Annotated in this window: 17 protein-coding genes; 5 read left to right on the top strand and 12 right to left on the bottom strand. The window is 69.1% G+C overall.

Features of this window, described 5'->3' with window-relative positions; translation table 11 throughout:
- The first annotated feature begins 3 nt into the window (after positions 1-3).
- From Q8Q71_RS16555 to Q8Q71_RS16540, 4 genes are all read left to right on the top strand, one after another.
- A complete protein-coding gene (locus Q8Q71_RS16555) occupies positions 4-507 on the top strand; it encodes a histidine phosphatase family protein (protein WP_305760696.1) in 504 nt (167 codons plus the stop codon).
- Positions 504-860: a DUF952 domain-containing protein gene (locus tag Q8Q71_RS16550; protein ID WP_305760695.1), complete on the top strand. Its 357-nt coding sequence runs from the start codon at positions 504-506 to the stop codon at positions 858-860. Before Q8Q71_RS16555 ends, Q8Q71_RS16550 begins: the two co-directional genes overlap by 4 nt.
- Entirely contained in the window at positions 851-1,888 is a 1,038-nt protein-coding gene (locus Q8Q71_RS16545; RefSeq protein ID WP_305760694.1) for a quinone-dependent dihydroorotate dehydrogenase, read from the top strand. The genes Q8Q71_RS16550 and Q8Q71_RS16545 overlap by 10 nt, the downstream gene beginning before the upstream one ends.
- 66 nt (positions 1,889-1,954) lie before the next feature.
- A complete protein-coding gene (locus tag Q8Q71_RS16540; RefSeq protein ID WP_305760693.1) occupies positions 1,955-3,922 on the top strand; it encodes an ATP-binding protein in 1,968 nt (655 codons plus the stop codon).
- Here the strand turns inward: Q8Q71_RS16540 and Q8Q71_RS16535 are convergent.
- On the bottom strand, positions 3,883-4,329 hold the full coding sequence (locus Q8Q71_RS16535; protein WP_305760692.1) for a very short patch repair endonuclease: 447 nt from the start codon (positions 4,327-4,329) through the stop codon (positions 3,883-3,885). The genes Q8Q71_RS16540 and Q8Q71_RS16535 overlap by 40 nt on opposite strands.
- A gap of 55 nt (positions 4,330-4,384) precedes the next feature.
- Entirely contained in the window at positions 4,385-4,870 is a 486-nt protein-coding gene (locus Q8Q71_RS16530) for a peroxiredoxin (RefSeq protein ID WP_305760691.1), read from the bottom strand.
- 128 nt (positions 4,871-4,998) lie between these two features.
- On the opposite strand from Q8Q71_RS16530, the gene Q8Q71_RS16525 reads away from it, so the two are divergent.
- Complete coding sequence (locus Q8Q71_RS16525; RefSeq protein ID WP_305760690.1) at positions 4,999-5,568, top strand: YqgE/AlgH family protein; 570 nt, start codon at positions 4,999-5,001, stop codon at positions 5,566-5,568.
- 565 nt (positions 5,569-6,133) lie between these two features.
- On the opposite strand, the gene Q8Q71_RS16520 is transcribed toward Q8Q71_RS16525, so the two are convergent.
- The 10 genes from Q8Q71_RS16520 to ctaD form a co-directional block, all read right to left on the bottom strand.
- On the bottom strand, positions 6,134-7,801 hold the full coding sequence (locus Q8Q71_RS16520) for a bifunctional diguanylate cyclase/phosphodiesterase (protein WP_305760689.1): 1,668 nt from the start codon (positions 7,799-7,801) through the stop codon (positions 6,134-6,136).
- 32 nt (positions 7,802-7,833) lie between these two features.
- Positions 7,834-8,424, bottom strand: coding sequence for a GNAT family N-acetyltransferase (locus tag Q8Q71_RS16515; RefSeq protein WP_305760688.1), 591 nt, complete (start codon positions 8,422-8,424; stop codon positions 7,834-7,836).
- A 25-nt stretch (positions 8,425-8,449) separates the two neighbouring features.
- Positions 8,450-9,661: a pitrilysin family protein gene (locus Q8Q71_RS16510; protein WP_305760687.1), complete on the bottom strand. Its 1,212-nt coding sequence runs from the start codon at positions 9,659-9,661 to the stop codon at positions 8,450-8,452.
- 50 nt (positions 9,662-9,711) lie between these two features.
- Positions 9,712-10,464 (bottom strand): SURF1 family protein, encoded by a 753-nt coding sequence (locus Q8Q71_RS16505; protein ID WP_305760686.1) that lies wholly within the window; start codon positions 10,462-10,464, stop codon positions 9,712-9,714.
- Positions 10,454-10,846 (bottom strand): DUF983 domain-containing protein, encoded by a 393-nt coding sequence (locus Q8Q71_RS16500; protein WP_305760685.1) that lies wholly within the window; start codon positions 10,844-10,846, stop codon positions 10,454-10,456. Before Q8Q71_RS16500 ends, Q8Q71_RS16505 begins: the two co-directional genes overlap by 11 nt.
- The gene (locus Q8Q71_RS16495; protein ID WP_305760684.1) at positions 10,843-11,751 is read right to left on the bottom strand and encodes a cytochrome c oxidase subunit 3; all 909 of its coding nucleotides are present in this window, start codon (positions 11,749-11,751) and stop codon (positions 10,843-10,845) included. The genes Q8Q71_RS16500 and Q8Q71_RS16495 overlap by 4 nt, the downstream gene beginning before the upstream one ends.
- Positions 11,752-11,801: 50 nt before the next feature.
- Positions 11,802-12,320, bottom strand: a complete 519-nt coding sequence (locus tag Q8Q71_RS16490; RefSeq protein ID WP_371315977.1) for a cytochrome c oxidase assembly protein — start codon at positions 12,318-12,320, stop codon at positions 11,802-11,804.
- 50 nt (positions 12,321-12,370) lie between these two features.
- Positions 12,371-12,550: a hypothetical protein gene (locus Q8Q71_RS16485; protein WP_305760682.1), complete on the bottom strand. Its 180-nt coding sequence runs from the start codon at positions 12,548-12,550 to the stop codon at positions 12,371-12,373.
- A 5-nt stretch (positions 12,551-12,555) separates the two neighbouring features.
- Positions 12,556-13,530, bottom strand: a complete 975-nt coding sequence (locus tag Q8Q71_RS16480) for a heme o synthase (RefSeq protein WP_305760681.1) — start codon at positions 13,528-13,530, stop codon at positions 12,556-12,558.
- A gap of 117 nt (positions 13,531-13,647) precedes the next feature.
- On the bottom strand, positions 13,648-15,324 hold the full coding sequence (ctaD, locus tag Q8Q71_RS16475) for a cytochrome c oxidase subunit I (protein ID WP_305760680.1): 1,677 nt from the start codon (positions 15,322-15,324) through the stop codon (positions 13,648-13,650).
- Positions 15,325-15,329 lie beyond the last annotated feature (5 nt).

Genomic DNA, 15,329 nt, shown 5'->3' with positions numbered 1-15,329 from the left:
CCCATGCAGCGACTGATCCTGATGCGCCACGCCGAGGCGGAACGGGCGGCCGGCTCCGGCCGCGACCGCGACCGCGTCCTGTCCGCGCGCGGGCGGACGGACGCCGCCGCCATGGGCCGGGCCCTCGCCGCGCGGGGAATGCATCCCGATCTGGCGCTGGTGTCGCCCGCCGCCCGCACGCGCCAGACCTGGGAACTGCTGCACGACGCCTTCGGCGACGTCCAGGTGCGCGAGGACGAGCCGCTGTACAATGGCGGGGCCGACACGCTGCGCCGGTTCGTCGAGGCGGCCGAGGACGAGGCCGGCTGCCTGATGGTCGTGGCGCACAATCCGGGAATCCACCTGCTGGCCGTCGAATATCTGGTCGAGAGCGCCGCCTCGCCATCGGTGCTCGACCGCATGAGCGGAGGATTCCCTCCCGGCGCGGCGGCGATCTTCACCGTCGACGCGGCCGGCCGCTGCGCCTTCGAGGGCTTCGTCCAGCCCCGCGACCTTGGCGGCGAATGAGCGACGTCGCCTACAAACTGGTCGATCGCGACGAGTGGAGCGCCGCGCGCGCCGTCGGCGCCTACGCAGGTTCGGCCGTCGATCTGGCCGACGGCTACATCCATATGTCGACGGCGGGGCAGCTGGCGGAGACGGCTCGCAAACACTATGCGGGACGATCCGGCCTCCTGCTGGTCGAGGTGGCGCTGCGGCCGCTGGGCCAGGCGCTGAAGTGGGAGACGTCGCGCGGCGGGACCCTGTTTCCCCACCTCCACGCCGCCCTGCCGATGACCGCGGTGACGGCCGAACGCGGCCTGTCGGTCGACGCCGCCGGCGTCATGCGTTTCGACGATGGAGGCGCGGGATGGCCTTGACCGATCTCGGCGCGGCCCTGTTGCGCAGACTGGATCCGGAAACCGCCCACGGCCTGGCCCTCCTCGCCCTGCGAACCCTGCCCCTGCCCGCCGCGCGCCCGGACGACCCCATCCTGCGGACGACCGTCGCCGGTCTCGACCTGCCCAATCCGGTCGGCCTGGCCGCCGGCCTGGACAAGAATGGCGAGGCCCTGCACGGCCTGGCCAGGCTGGGATTCGGCTTCATCGAATGCGGCTCGGTCACGCCCCGGCAGCAGCCGGGCAATCCGAGGCCCCGGCTGTTTCGCCTGACCGAGGACAGGGCGATCATCAACCGGATGGGTTTCAACAACGCCGGGCTCGAGGCGTTCGCCGCCCGGCTGGCCGATCGACCGCGAAACGCCGTCGTCGGGGCCAACCTCGGCGCCAACAGGGACACGGAGGACAAGGCAGCCGACTATGTCGCGGGGCTGATCCGTCTGAAGGGCCTGGCCGACTATGTGACCGTCAACGTGTCCTCGCCCAATACGCCGGGCCTTCGCGCCCTGCAGGGGCGGGCCGCGCTGGACGATCTGCTGGGCCGGCTGGCCGAGGCGCGGGGGACGGATCCGACCCCGGTCTTCCTCAAGATCGCCCCGGACCTGACCGCCGCCGAGATCGCCCTGATCGTCGAGGCCAGCCTGGACCACGGCATCGACGCCCTGATCGTGTCAAACACCACCCTGGATCGGCCCGAAAGCCTGCGCGCGCCCGATCGCGGCGAGGCGGGCGGCCTGTCAGGCGCGCCTTTGAAGGGGCGGGCCATGGCCGCCCTGCGCGCCGCCGCCGAGGCCTCCGGCGGCCGTCTGCCGCTGATCGCGGCCGGCGGCGTCGACAGCGGCGCCGAGGCCTACGACCGCATTCGCGCCGGGGCCTCCGCCGTCCAGCTGTATTCCGCCCTCGTCTACGAGGGGCCCGGCCTGATCGGCCGCATCAAGCGCGACCTGGCCGAGCGCCTGCGCATCGACGGCTTTTCCACAGTCGCCGAGGCGGTTTCGACCGCCCGTTGACGGAGCGTTAGGGCAAGCAGGACATGATGGCGGGACGGGCGAAATCGTCTGTTCCCGGGGAGCCGTATGGCGTTCGTCACAGCCGACATGCCCGCCGCCGCGTCCGCCGCCGATCCCGGCGACTGGGCCGTCGCGATCCGCCAGCGGCGCAAGGCCCTGCTGCAGCGGCTCGGCATGGCCGCGGCCAGCGCCCTGATCTTCAGTCCCTTGCTGGGCTGGTCGTTCAGCACCGCCTGGGTCATCGGCTATTTCTTCATCCAGCTTCTGGACATGTGGATTTTCGGCCCGATCAACAGCGGCAAGGCCCATCGCCTGAAGGGCGTGCGGCAGGTCCTGGGCTGGATCGTGCTGACCGTCAACGCCGCCTATTTCGGCAGCCTGTCGATCCCCATGTGGCTGATCGGCGGACCGATGGGCGGCATCTGCGCCTCCATGCTGCTGTCAGCAGGCGCGATCTATGCGGTGATCAATGCGCCGCGTTCGACCTCGGTCATGCTGATGACCGCGTCGGTGCAATTCCTCTATCTGGCGGCGACGCCGGTGTTCATGGCCGTCTATGGCGCCTCGCCCGGCTTCGTCACCGCGGCGGCCATCGCCGTCGGCGTCTTCATCACCTACTGCCTTTCGACCTGGCAGCGCATGAACGAGGCGCGGCTGGCGGAAAGCGCCGCCCGGGTCGAGGCCGAGGAAAAGCGGGCCCAGGCCGAGCGCATCATGGAGGGCCGCAGCGCCTTCCTCGCCGCCATCGGCCATGACCTGCGCACGCCGATCAGCGCCATTCTGACCGGCGCGGCCGGGCTGGAGCGCGGCGCGACCGACGCCGCGGGGCGATCGCAGGCCCAGCTGATCACCGACGCCGGCTTCATGATGAAGGCCTTGCTGGACGACCTGCTCGACCATGCCAAGCTGGACGCCGGCCACATGACCGTGGACGAGGTCGACTTCAATCTGCGCGAACTGCTGAACCAGACCGCCCGGCTGTGGCGCGGTCCGGTCCGCGCCAAGGGGCTGAAGTTCAGGATCGAGGGGGCCGCGTCCATACCGACCGGCGTGCGCGGCGATCCGATGCGCGTCCGCCAGGTGCTGAACAACCTGATCTCCAACGCCATGAAGTTCACCGAGACCGGGTCGATCACCCTGCGTCTCAACGCCTGGAGCGAGGATCCCGGCGGCCACGCGGTGCTGATCGAGGTGGCCGACACCGGTCCCGGCATGACCGCCGCCCAGGTCGCGCGTCTGTTCACCCCCTTCGACCAGACCATAGCGGGCGTCAGCGCCCAGCACGGCGGCACTGGCCTGGGCCTGGCCATCAGCCGTCAGCTGGTCGAGCTGATGGGCGGCCAGCTGACCGCCCGCAGCCGCCCCGGCGCCGGCGCCCAGTTCACGCTGGCGCTTCGTCTCAAGGCGGGCGAGGCCGTGACGGCCGCGCCCACCGTACTCGACCAGGAAAGCCGGGACGCCATCGCCCGCGCCCTGTCCGACCGCCCTTCCAGCCCCGCGAGCCCCTCCCCCGCGGCGCAGTCGCTGGTCGCGGCCGCGCCGCCAGTCGCGCCCGAGCCGGTCGTCGCCGGGTCCGCCGGGCCCGAGCCGGCGGCGGATGCGGACATGGACGATGACGAGGGTCGGCCCATGCGGGTGCTGGTCGTCGACGATCACGACATCAACCGCCGCGCCATCCAGCTGATCCTGCAGCCCCTTGGCTGCGACATCGCCACCGCCGCCGACGGCATGGCGGCGCTGAAGATTTGCGAGAACACCGCCTTCGATCTGATCTTCATGGACGTGCGGATGCCCGAACTGGACGGCCGCGAAACCACGCGCCGCATCCGCGCGGGAGACGGGCCGAACGCCGGCGTGCCGATCATCGCCGTCACCGCCGACACAGCGCCGGAAGACATCGCCGCCTGCACCTCGGCAGGCATGACCTATTTCGTGCCCAAGCCGATCACGCCGCCGATGCTGCTGGGCGCCATCACCCATGTGATGACCATGGCTCAGTCGGACGAGGCGGGGGCCGAGACCGTCGCCGCCTGACCCCGGACCCCGGCGACCAGACGGTCGGCGAAACCGGCCGCCTTCATATCGCACTCCCAGACCGTGACGACGCGCCAGCCGTCGGCTTCCAGCGCCCGCCGGCTGGTTTCGTCGCGTGCGCGGTTGCGCGCGATCTTGGCGCGCCAGTAGGCGGCGTTGGCCTTGGGCTCACGGGAGCCGCGCGGGCAGTCGTGCCCGTGCCAGAAGCAGCCATGCACGAAGACCGCGACGCGCCGCCCCTGCATGACCAGATCGGGCCGCCCGGGCAGGCCGCGCCCGCCCAGCCGGTAGCCGATCCCCGCCGCGCGCAGGATGCGGCGCACGGCGAGTTCAGGCGTGGTGTCGCGGCCCTTCACGGCGCGCATGACCGCGCTGCGCTGTTCGGGGGTGAAGACGTCGGTGCTCACCAATCAAACCCCGCGCTCAAGCAGCGAGCGACCGCGTCGCGAGCGATAGCGCCCCTTAAAGCTGCGCCAGCAGATGCTCGGCAGAGGACACCTTGAACTCGCCCGGCTGTTCGATGTTCAACTGTTCGACCACGCCGTCCTTGACCAGCATCGAATAGCGCTGCGAGCGCTCGCCCATGCCGAAGCCCTTGGCGTCCATGGACAGACCCAGCTGGCGGGTGAAGTCGCCGTTGCCGTCGCCCAGCATGACGATGTCGTCCTTGCCGATGCCCTGGCTGTCGGCCCAGGCGCCCATGACGAAGGCGTCGTTGACCGAGACGCAGGCCACCGTGTCGACGCCCTTGCCGGTCAGATCCTCGCGCAGGTCCTTGAAGCCCGGCAGATGCTTCGCCGAACAGGTCGGGGTGAAGGCGCCGGGCACGGCGAACAGGGCCACGGTCTTGCCGGCGAAGATCTCGTCGGTGGTGACCGGCCTGGGGCCGTCGTCGGTGGCGCGGGTCAGGTTGGCCGAGGGGATGCGGTCGCCGATCTGGACGGTCATGGCAGGCTCCGGGAAGGTGTGAGGACGCAACGTCCCCGACCAGATAGGGGTTGCGGACCGCGCCGCCAACCGCGCTTCGCCCCATGACCCGCCTTGCGTCCGCCCGCCCGCGTCCCGATGATAGGAAGATGGACGATTTCCAATCCCTGGCCGGCCGGCTTCTGGTGGCCATGCCCGGCATCAGCGACCCGCGGTTCGAGCACGCCGTCATCCTGATCTGCGCCCACCGCCCCGATCACGCCATGGGACTGAGGCTGGACCGGCCCGCGCCGGGCGTGGACCTGAAGAAGGTTCTGGCGAAACTGGAAACCGCCGCCCCCGACGCGGCCGCGGGTCGCGCCGTCCTGGTCGGCGGGCCGGTCGAGCGCGAACGCGGCTTCGTGCTGCACACCGACGACTGGCTGATCGACGACGCCTCCGTGCCGTTCGGCGACGGCCTGGCCATGACCGGCACGCGCGAGGCGCTGCTGGCCATGATCGACCCGCTGGCGGGCCCGCGCCGGTCGGTGCTCCTGCTCGGCTACGCCGGCTGGGACGGCGGCCAGCTGGAGGATGAGCTGGGCGAGAACGTCTGGCTCACCGCCGACGCCGATCCCGAGCTGATCTTCGATCCCGACTACGACGGCAAATGGGGCCGGGCCCTGGCCGGGCTGGGCGTCGATCCGGCGCAGCTGTCGGGGCAGAGCGGGCGGGCGTAGAGGGGTACCGCAGCCGCCCCTTAGCGGACGCTTTGGTTTGGGCTAAAGCGAGGTGGGCCCGCAGGGCAGGCGCTTATGACGAAAATCGCAACCTATCGGCCACGTCTGATAGTCACATGGGCCGTTTTGAACATCGTTGGCCTGGTGGCCTGTTTTTGCGTGGTTTGGTACCTGTTCGGGCCGCTTTTTTCCCGAGGGCGCGCGCCCACATTCGACGGCGATACGAGGCTGATTGCTCTGGACATTGGGGTGACTGCAGTCCTCACAATCACTGGACTACTCGTCGCATACAGTGCGGTTCGCGTCCTCGGGTTTACAGCTGGCGCTGCTCTGATCTCATGCCCACGGGGCGTGTTTTACCGACGGACATTCTATCCGACTGACTTTGGACCCGTGGTCCGTTTCGAGTTGGGTCGAGGAGGCAAACTACACCTGGTCTCTGACACTGGTCGGACAGCGTTGATGCTAATAGGTGTCCAAGAGGACGCACGGACCGTGACGGACCGGCTTCAGGCAATGATGTTAGCTTCCCGCCCATAGCGGACGTCAGGTCTCAAAGCCCCCCCTACGCCGACCGCGCCTTGATCGGGGCCGTGCCGTCCGCCAGCGACTCGTTCAGATAGACCTCGGCCTCCTGGGCCGGCAGGGCCTGGGCGTAGCCGAAGCCCTGGCCGTAGTGGCACTGGGCGTCGAGCAGCAGCTTGGCCAGGCCGGCGTTCTCGACGCCTTCGGCGACGACCTCGAGGGCCAAGTCCCGGCCCAGGTTGACCACCGACTTGACGATCTTGGCCGAGCCCTCGTCCTTGTCCATGGTCAGAACGAAATAGCGGTCGATCTTCAGCGTATCGAACGGCAGCTTGGCCAGCCAGGTCAGGGACGAGAAGCCGGTGCCGAAATCGTCCAGCGCCAGCGAGGCTCCCGCCTCGCGCAGGCGGGTCAGGGTCTCGGCCGCGCGCGTGGTGTCGCGCATGATGTCGCCCTCGGTGACCTCCAGCTTCAGCGCCCCCTTGGGCAGGCCGGCGTCGGCGATGATCCGGGTCACGTCCTCGACCAGATTGGCCCGTTCGATCTCGCCCACCGACAGGTTGACGCTGCAGAACAGCTTGCCCGCCGACGGGTGCCGCGCCAGCCATTCGGCCAGCTGGCGCGCCGACTGGGTCATCATCAGCAGGCCCAGGTCGTTCATCAGGCCCATTTCGTCGGCCAGGCCGAGGAATTCGTCGGGCGGCACCAGGCCTCGCTTGGGATGGCGCCAGCGGGCCAGGGCCTCGAACCCGGCCACGGCGCCGGTCAGCAGGTTGACGATGGGCTGGTAGAAGGGCTCGATCTCGCCGCGCACGAAGGCGTTGCGCAGGTCGGCCTCCAGGGCCAGCCGGGACAGGCTGTCGCTCTCCAGCGCCCGGCCATAGGCCGCCACCCCGCCACGCCCCGCGGTCTTGGCCTGTTCGACGGCCAGCTCGACCCGGCGCAGCAGTTCGGCCGGATCGGGCGCGTCGGGTCCGCCCTCGGCCTGGGCCGAGCCGATCGAGACGGTGGGGTAGATGTCGAAGCCGGCGACCCGCAGCGGCTGTTCCAGCGCCTCGCGCACCCGCTCGGCGACCATGCCGGACCCGCGCGGCGCCAGCACCGCGAACTCGTCCTCGCCGATGCGGGCGGCGTTGGCGTCGTGGGAGAAGGCGGCGTTCAGGCGCGACCCCAGCGCCGACAGCACCAGATCGGTCCGCTCGTGGCCGAGGGCCTCGTTCAGCCGGCGAAGGCGATCGACGTCGGCCACCACCAACTCATAGTCGCCGGGCTGGGTCAGTGTCTCGCCCGCCCGGGTCAGGAAGGTGCGGCGGTCCAGCAGGCCGGTCAGGTGATCCCGGTGCGAGGCCGCGAACTTGGTTTCCAGAGCCACCACGCCGGCGGCGCGCAGCCCGTCTTCCAGCCAGACGCCGCGCCAGATGCAGGTTTCGGCGTCGCGCATGCGCAGGCGGATGGCGACCTCGGTCCCCTCCTCCTGCGGCTTGAGAATCTTTTCCGCCAGCGACCGGTCCTGCGGAACCGCCACGGCCGTGAAGGCCGCGCCGGAGCACTCGGGCGCCAGCGGGCCGAGGCCGAGCGCCCGCGTCGCGCCGGTGAACCGCATCTGGTCATCCGACGGGGTCCAGATCCACAGGGCGGTGTCGGCGGCGGCCAGCGCCTCGATGGCGGTCGTCGCGTCCCAGGCCAGACTTCTGGAGCGAGTGTTCAAACGCCTGAAAGGTCCCCAAAGGACGACCGGAATCAGCCGCCGCGCCCGGCTCCGTCATTCACGACGCCGAACAGCAGATGATCTGCCCATGCGCCGTTAATTTTGAGATAAGCATGCGCCTGTCCCTCCAGCGCGAACCCCGCTTTTTCCAGCACGCGCCGGGAGGCCAGGTTGTCCGGCACGCAGGCCGCCTCGACCCTGTGCAGGTTCAGGTCGTCGAAGGCGTAGCTGACCATGGCCCGGACCGCCTCCGTGCCGTGCCCCCGTCCGGCGAAGGGCCGGCCGATCCAGTAGCCCAGGGTGCCGGTTTCCGCCACGCCGCGCCGGATATTGGACAGGGTGATGGCCCCGACGAGCGACTGGTCCGAATCGGCGAAGATGAAGAAAGGCCAAGCGTTGCCCGCCTCCATCTCGCGACCGTAGATGGCCAGCCGGCGCCTGAACGCCGCGCGGGTCAGGTCGTCCTCGGGCCACAGCGGCTCCCAGGGCTGGAGATAGGCGTGGGATTCCTGTCGCAGGGCGGCCCAGGCTTCGTGGTCGGAGGCGCGGGGCGGGCGCAGGATCAGCCCCCGACCCTTTACGACAGGCCCCGTCGCCTCGTTGATCCAGTCCAGCAGGGCCATGGGGGCGAGGATAGCGGCCCGGGGGTCAGCCGAAAAGGGCGTCGCGAAAGGCCGCGCCCGCCGGAGCCGCGGTCTTGGGTCCCAGCACCGCCGTCGCCGCCCGGCCGGGCGCGAGGGCGGCGGCCGCGGCCGCGCGCACATCCTCGCCCGTCACCGCCAGGGTCCGCTCGGCCATGGTCTGCGACGGGATCGGCGCGCCGAAGAGCAGCGTCTGGGCGGCGACCCGCCCCGCCCGCGCCGCCGGGCTTTCGTCCGACATCCACAGGCCGGCGTTCATCACCGCCCTGGCCCGCGACAGCTCGGCCGCCGTCGGGCCGGTCCTGGCCAACGCCTTGAGCTCGGCCGCGCATACCTGCGCCAGTTCCACCGCCCGGTCGGCCGAGGCGCCGGCGTAGATGCCGAGCACGCCGGCGTCCTCATAGGGCTCGTGATAGGCATCGATGGCGTAGGCCAGTCCGCGCTCCTCGCGCGCGCTCTGGAACAACCGGGAAGCCATGCCGCCGCCGAGGATCTCGGTCATCAACCGCGCCGCCGCATAGGCCGGGTCGGCCGACGAGGGCGCCGGCAGCTGGAAGACGATATTGGCCTGTTCGATGCGCCGCGACAGGGCGGCGGCGCCGCCGGTGAAGCGGGGCGCTTCGGGTTCGGCGGCCGGGGTCGCCGTCTGGTCGCCGAACCAGCGCTCCGCCAGGGCCAGAAGCTCGGCTTCCTCCACCGCTCCCGAGACCGCGACCACCATTCGCTCGGGCGAATACAGCCGGGCCCGCCAGTCGGCGATCGAGGCCCGGGTGATCGGCTCCAGGCTGGCGACCGAGCCCAGGATCGGCCGTCCCAGGGGCTGGCCCTCGAAGGCCCGGGTCTGGGCCATTTCGAACACGTGATCGTCCGGCGTGTCGAAGGCCTCGGCGATCTCCTGGGCCACCACGTCCTTCTCGCGCTCGATCTCCTCGGGATCGAGCGTGGGCCGGAACACCAGGTCCGACACCACCTGCATGGCCAGCGGCAGGGAGCCGTGCAGCGCCCGCACCTCGAAACTGGTCCGCTCATAGCCGGTGGCGGCGTTCAGGGACCCGCCCTCGGCCTCGATTCGCTCGACGATCTCGCGCGCGTCCATGTCGCCCGCGCCCTTGAACACCAGATGCTCGAGGCAGTGGGACCAGCCCGAGGTGGCCTCGGTCTCCCATTTCGCCCCGCCGCGCACGGCGACGGTCAGGGCCAGGGTGCGCAGGCCGGGCATGGGATCACAGACGACGCGGACGCCGTTGGACAGGGTGTGCAGGGTGGCGGTCAGGAGTCTTCTTCTTTCCCTGTCGCCTCGCTCGCGGAGCGAGGCTGTTTGAGGGGCTTTCGACGAAGCAGGACGATGTAGAAACCGGCGAGCGCCAGCGCCAGTCCGAACCAGGTCAGGGCGTAGCCGAGATGGTTGTTCGAGAAGGCGGCGGGCGGGGCGGACGGCTGCAGCGCCCGCCACTCCGGATTGGACGAGGTCAGGGCGAACAGGGTGTTGGGGTCGGGATCGGCCACACCGAGCGCCTGCGCCATGCCGACGTTGTCGCGGGCGAAGAAGCGTCCGTGGTCCGCGGGCAGGGCCATCGGTCCCGGCGGCGGCGCCTCGCGCAACTCGGCGATCACGCGGAACGGCTCGGTCGAGGCCGCGACCGGCGGGCGGGCGGAGACGCCGTCGGCGACGAAGCCCCGGTCGATCAGGAATTCGGCCGGAAAGTCGGTCGGGCGGCAGGCCGAGACGAGGCGAACGCCAGACTGGCCTTCATGGATGGTCTGGAGCTCGACCCAGGGCGCGGTGGCCAGTCCCGGGCAGTCGACCAGGACCTTGCGGAAGGCCGGCTCGTGCAGGGCCAGGACGTCGGCCAGGGGTGCGGGCGGCAGGGCGGCCGCCGCCCCGGCCTGGTCGATCAGGCCGTTCTTCCACTGCATGCGCTGGACCTGCCAGACCCCCAGGCCGCACAGCAGGGCGAAGGCCAGGGCGCAGACGACCGTCAGGCCCCACGGGAACCGGGCGCGCGTCGCCTCAATCGTCATGGCGCGCCTGCCCCGCCCTGTTGCGCATCTGCAGGGCGATCATCACGCCCTTGCCCGGCCGCATCAGCCCGACCGACAGCGCCGCGACCAGCGGCAGGGCGACGACCAGCATGGCCCAGATCGGCGGATTGTACGCGACCTGCACGAACAGGGCGCCGAAGACCACGATCCCGCCAGCGATCTGCATGATGAAGATGGCGGCGCCGTCGCCGGTGTTCAGCCGGGTGAAGTCGAAACCGCAGACGGCGCAGCGCTCGACCACCTTGAGGAAGCCCGCGAACAGCGGCCCCTTGCCGCAACGGGGACAGCGACAAAGCAGACCGGCGCGGATCGCATCGATCCGCGCCGGTTGAAGTTCAAGCCCGGTGGGGCCCTCCGTCACCCGAAGGTGACGTAGACGAAGGCGAACAGGAACAGCCAGACCACGTCCACGAAATGCCAGTACCAGGCCGCGGCCTCGAAGCCGAAATGCTTCTGCGGCGTCATCTGGCCGGCCAGCAGGCGCAGCAGGCAGACGGTCAGGAAGATGGTGCCGATCAGGACGTGGAAGCCGTGGAAGCCCGTCGCCATGAAGAAGATCGAGCCGTACAGGCCGGAGCTGGCCGCCTCTTCGTTGAAGAACAGGTTCTCGTGGATGATGTGGTTGTACTCATAGGCCTGCACCGCAGTGAACAGCACGCCCAGAAGCACGGTGATCAGCAGGCCGGTCTTCGCCGCCTTGCGGTCGCCGACCTGCAGCGCGTGGTGGGCCCAGGTGACCGTGGTGCCCGACAGCAGCAGGATGACGGTGTTCAGCAGCGGCAGCTGCCAGGCGTCCAGCGTCTCGACGCCCTTGGGCGGCCAGGTCGACCAGGCGGCGGCGGTCTCGGCCCAGTTGCCCACTTCCGGAATGTGGGCGCGGGCTTCATTGAAGACCGCCATCTCGAAGAACATCCAGAAGAAGGCGGCGAAGAACATCACCTCCGAGGCGATGAACAGCATCATGCCGTAGCGCAGGCCGATCGAGACGACCGGGGTGTGGTCGCCGCCGCGGCTTTCCTTGATCACGTCGGCCCACCAGCCGAACATGGACACCAGCACGCCGGCGAGACCCGCGAAGAACAGGGCCGCCTGGCCGTCCGACAGAAGGGCGGCCGCGATCGGGCCGGCGTCGGGTCCGACGATCCCCTTCATCCACACCACGGCGCCGACCATCATCGTGGTGACGGCGATCGAGGCGATCAGCGGCCACGGACTGGGGTTCACCAGGTGGTAGTCGTGATGGGGAGTGGCGTGGGCGTCGGCCATCGGGGTCTCTTGCAACAGTCGAGAGTCGTAGGGGCAGGCTATAGCGTCGGCTATCCCGCCGCGCCAGTGGTCTGGGCGGCGTTTGAGGCCTGATCGAAGCCCCGGCTCGGATAGAAGGTGTAACTGAGGGTGATCTCTTCCACGCCGCGGCTCTCGCGATCGGTCGCCATCTCGGGGGCGACGAAATACTGCACCGGGAATTTCATCGTCTGGCCGGGCTGGATGGTCTGCCCCTCGAAGCAGAAACACTGCAGCTTCTGGAAATACGGTCCGGCCCGTTCCGGCACGACATTGTAGGCCGCCGTGGCGTGGATCGGCTGGTCCGAGGTGTTGGTCACGTCGAAGAAGGCCATGCCGGTCTCGCCGATGCGGACCCGCTGGCTGATCTGTTCGGCGCGGAAGATCATCGGCAGGCCGCGCACATTGGTGTCGAAGCGGATCAGCACCGTCTGGTCCAGCTGCCTGTCCGGCGCCTTGTCGGCGCGTTTCACCGTCCCGTCGAAGCCCGTGACCTGGCAGAACAGGCGGTAGAGCGGCACGGCCGCGAAGGCGGCCCCGGTCATGCCCATCACGACAAGCGTGCAGACGATGGCGGCGACGGCGTTGGCGGTGGGCCTTTTCACCGGGCGTATTCGACCGGCTGGCCGGTCGCGATGGCGTCCTTGCGGGCGTCGATGTTGCGCTTGAGGTTCAGCACGGTGACGGCGAACACCAGCACGATGAAGGCCACCAGGGCGCCGGCGATGGCGAGGTTGCGCTTGTTGCGGGCGGACAGTTCTTCGGGGGTCAGACGGCGCATGATCTTTACAGTCCGGGAAGGGCGGTCAGGCTCTCGACCAGCAAGGCGGCGAACAGCGCCATAAGATACAGGATCGAGAAGGCGAACAGGTTGCGCGCCGGTTTGGCCTCGGCGCGGACATCATACAATGCGGCCTCTCGTCCCACGGCCTCGGCCTTGTCCGGCTGGTCGCCGGCGCGGCTGCGCCACAGGCGGACGGCGAGAAGCAGAAAGCCGAGGCCCCCGGCGATCGACACCGCCAGATAGAGGATTCCGCCGAAACCCAGCAGGCCCGGGGCGATCGCGACCGGCACGAAGACGAGGCTGTAGATCAGGATTTGCAGCCGCGTGCTTTTCGCTCCCCGCGCCACCGGCATCATCGGAATGCCGGCCCGGGCGTAGTCGCCGGCCGAATACAGGGCCAGGGCCCAGCTGTGCGGCGGGGTCCACAGGAAGATGATGGCGAACAGCAGCCAGGCCTGCCACGGCGCCGTCCCCGTCGCCGCGGCCCAGCCGATCACCGGAGGAAAGGCTCCCGCCGCGCCGCCGATGACGATGTTCTGGGGCGTCCGCCGCTTCAGCAACAGGGTGTAGAAGACCGCATAGTAGAGGATGGTCATCAGCAGCAGGCCGCCGGCCAGCCAGTTGGTCGTCATGCCCAGCAGCATGACGGCGAACACCGACAGGATGACGCCGAAGGCCATCGCATCATTCCTGTTCACGCGCCCCGCCGCCACGGGTCGTCCGCGCGTGCGCCGCATCAGGGCGTCGGTCTCGCCTTCCAGCGCCATGTTCAGGGCCCCCGCCGCCCCGGCGCCGACGGCGATGCACAGGATGGCGATGGCGGCCGAAATCCAGTCGATGTCGCCGCCGGCGGCCACCAGACCGGTCACGGCGGTGAAGACCACCAGCGACATGACGCGCGGCTTCAGCAGCTGGAAGAAGTCTTCCGGCTGGGCCGTCGAGACGGCAGGAGAGGGATGGGCGGCGGGTTCAGTCATCGGTCTCTTCCGCGCCCGGATGGCGCGTCGCGCAGTCGCGCGGTCTGAAAACTTCGAAGGCCGCCCTTTCGATCTGAAAGAGCGGCCCCCGATTGGTCTGGTCCGAAGCGGACCGGTCTAGTGCTCGTCGTTCTTGACCACCGGCAGTTCGTTGAACTGGTGGTGCGGCGGCGGCGAGGACAGGGTCCATTCCAGGGTGGTGGCGCCCTCGCCCCAGGGATTGGCCACGCCCGGCCGGCGACGGATCGCCGATTCGGCCAGCATGATCAGGAACACCACGACGCCGGCGATGGTGATCACATAGCCGAAGGACGAAACCTGGTTCCACAGGGTGTAGCCGTCGGCATAGTCGACGATCCGGCGCGGCATCCCCTGCAGGCCCAGGAAATGCTGCGGGAAGAACACCAGGTTCACCCCGACGAACATCAGCCAGAAATGGATGCAGCCCAGGGCCTCGTTGTATTTCACCCCGAACATCTTTTCGTACCAGTAGTAGAAGCCTCCGAAGATGGCGAAGACGGCGCCCAGCGACAGCACGTAGTGGAAGTGGGCCACGACGTAATAGGTGTCGTGCAGGCTGTAATCGATGCCGGCGTTGGACAGCACCACGCCGGTCACGCCGCCGATGGTGAACAGGAAGATGAAGCCGATCGCCCACAGCATGGGCGTCTTGAAGCTGATCGAACCGCCCCACATGGTCGCGATCCAGCTGAAGATCTTCACGCCCGTGGGCACGGCGATGATCATGGTCGCGGCGATGAAATAGGCGCGCAGGTTCACGCCCATGCCCACCGTGTACATGTGGTGCGCCCAGACGATGAAGCCGACGAAGCCGATGGCGACCATGGCGTAGGCCATGGCGAGGTAGCCGAAGATGGGCTTCTTCGAGAAGGTCGAGACGATGTGGCTGATGATGCCGAAGCCCGGCAGGATCAGGATGTAGACCTCGGGGTGGCCGAAGAACCAGAACAGGTGCTGGAACATCACCGGGTCGCCGCCGCCGGCCGGGTCGAAGAAGCTGGTGCCGAAGTTGCGGTCGGCCAGCAGCATGGTGATGGCGCCGGCCAGGACGGGCAGCGACAGCAGCAGCAGGAAGGCGGTGATCAGCACCGACCAGGCGAACAGCGGCATCCGGTGCAGGGTCATCCCCGGGGCGCGCATGTTGAAGATGGTGGTGATGAAGTTGATCGCGCCCAGGATCGAGCTGGCGCCCGCCACGTGCAGCGAGAAGATGGCCAGGTCCATGGCCGGCCCCGGATGGCCCTTGGTCGACAGCGGAGGATAAATGGTCCAGCCGCCGCCGAAGCCGAGGCCGCCGCCGGGCTCGCCCGGAACGAACATAGACAGGATCAGCAGCACCCAGGCCGCCACCAGCAGCCAGAACGAGACGTTGTTCATGCGCGGGAAGGCCATGTCCGGCGCGCCGATCATGATCGGCACGAACCAGTTGCCGAAGCCGCCGATCATCGCCGGCATGACCATGAAGAAGATCATGATCAGGGCGTGGCCGGTGACCACGACGTTGTAGCCGTGGTTGGAGGCCTCCACGAGTCCGGTCGTGGCCAGCCACGAGCCCTGCGTGAAGACCTGGATGCCCGGTTCAGCCAGTTCCCAGCGGATCAGGCCCGACAGGGCGCCGCCGACCAGGCCCGCCATGATGGCGAACAGCAGGTACAGGGTGCCGATGTCCTTGTGGTTGGTCGACAGGAACCAGCGGGTGAAGAAGCCCGGCTTGTGGTCGTGATCGTCATGACCGTCGTGGTCATAAGCGAGGTTTTCGGCTGCGGTGGCCATATCTG

The sequence above is a fragment of the Brevundimonas sp. genome (assembly GCF_030704825.1).
GTDB lineage: Bacteria > Pseudomonadota > Alphaproteobacteria > Caulobacterales > Caulobacteraceae > Brevundimonas.
The sequence above is the reverse complement of the archived record's forward strand: the minus strand, read 5'-3'. Positions and strand labels throughout refer to the sequence as shown.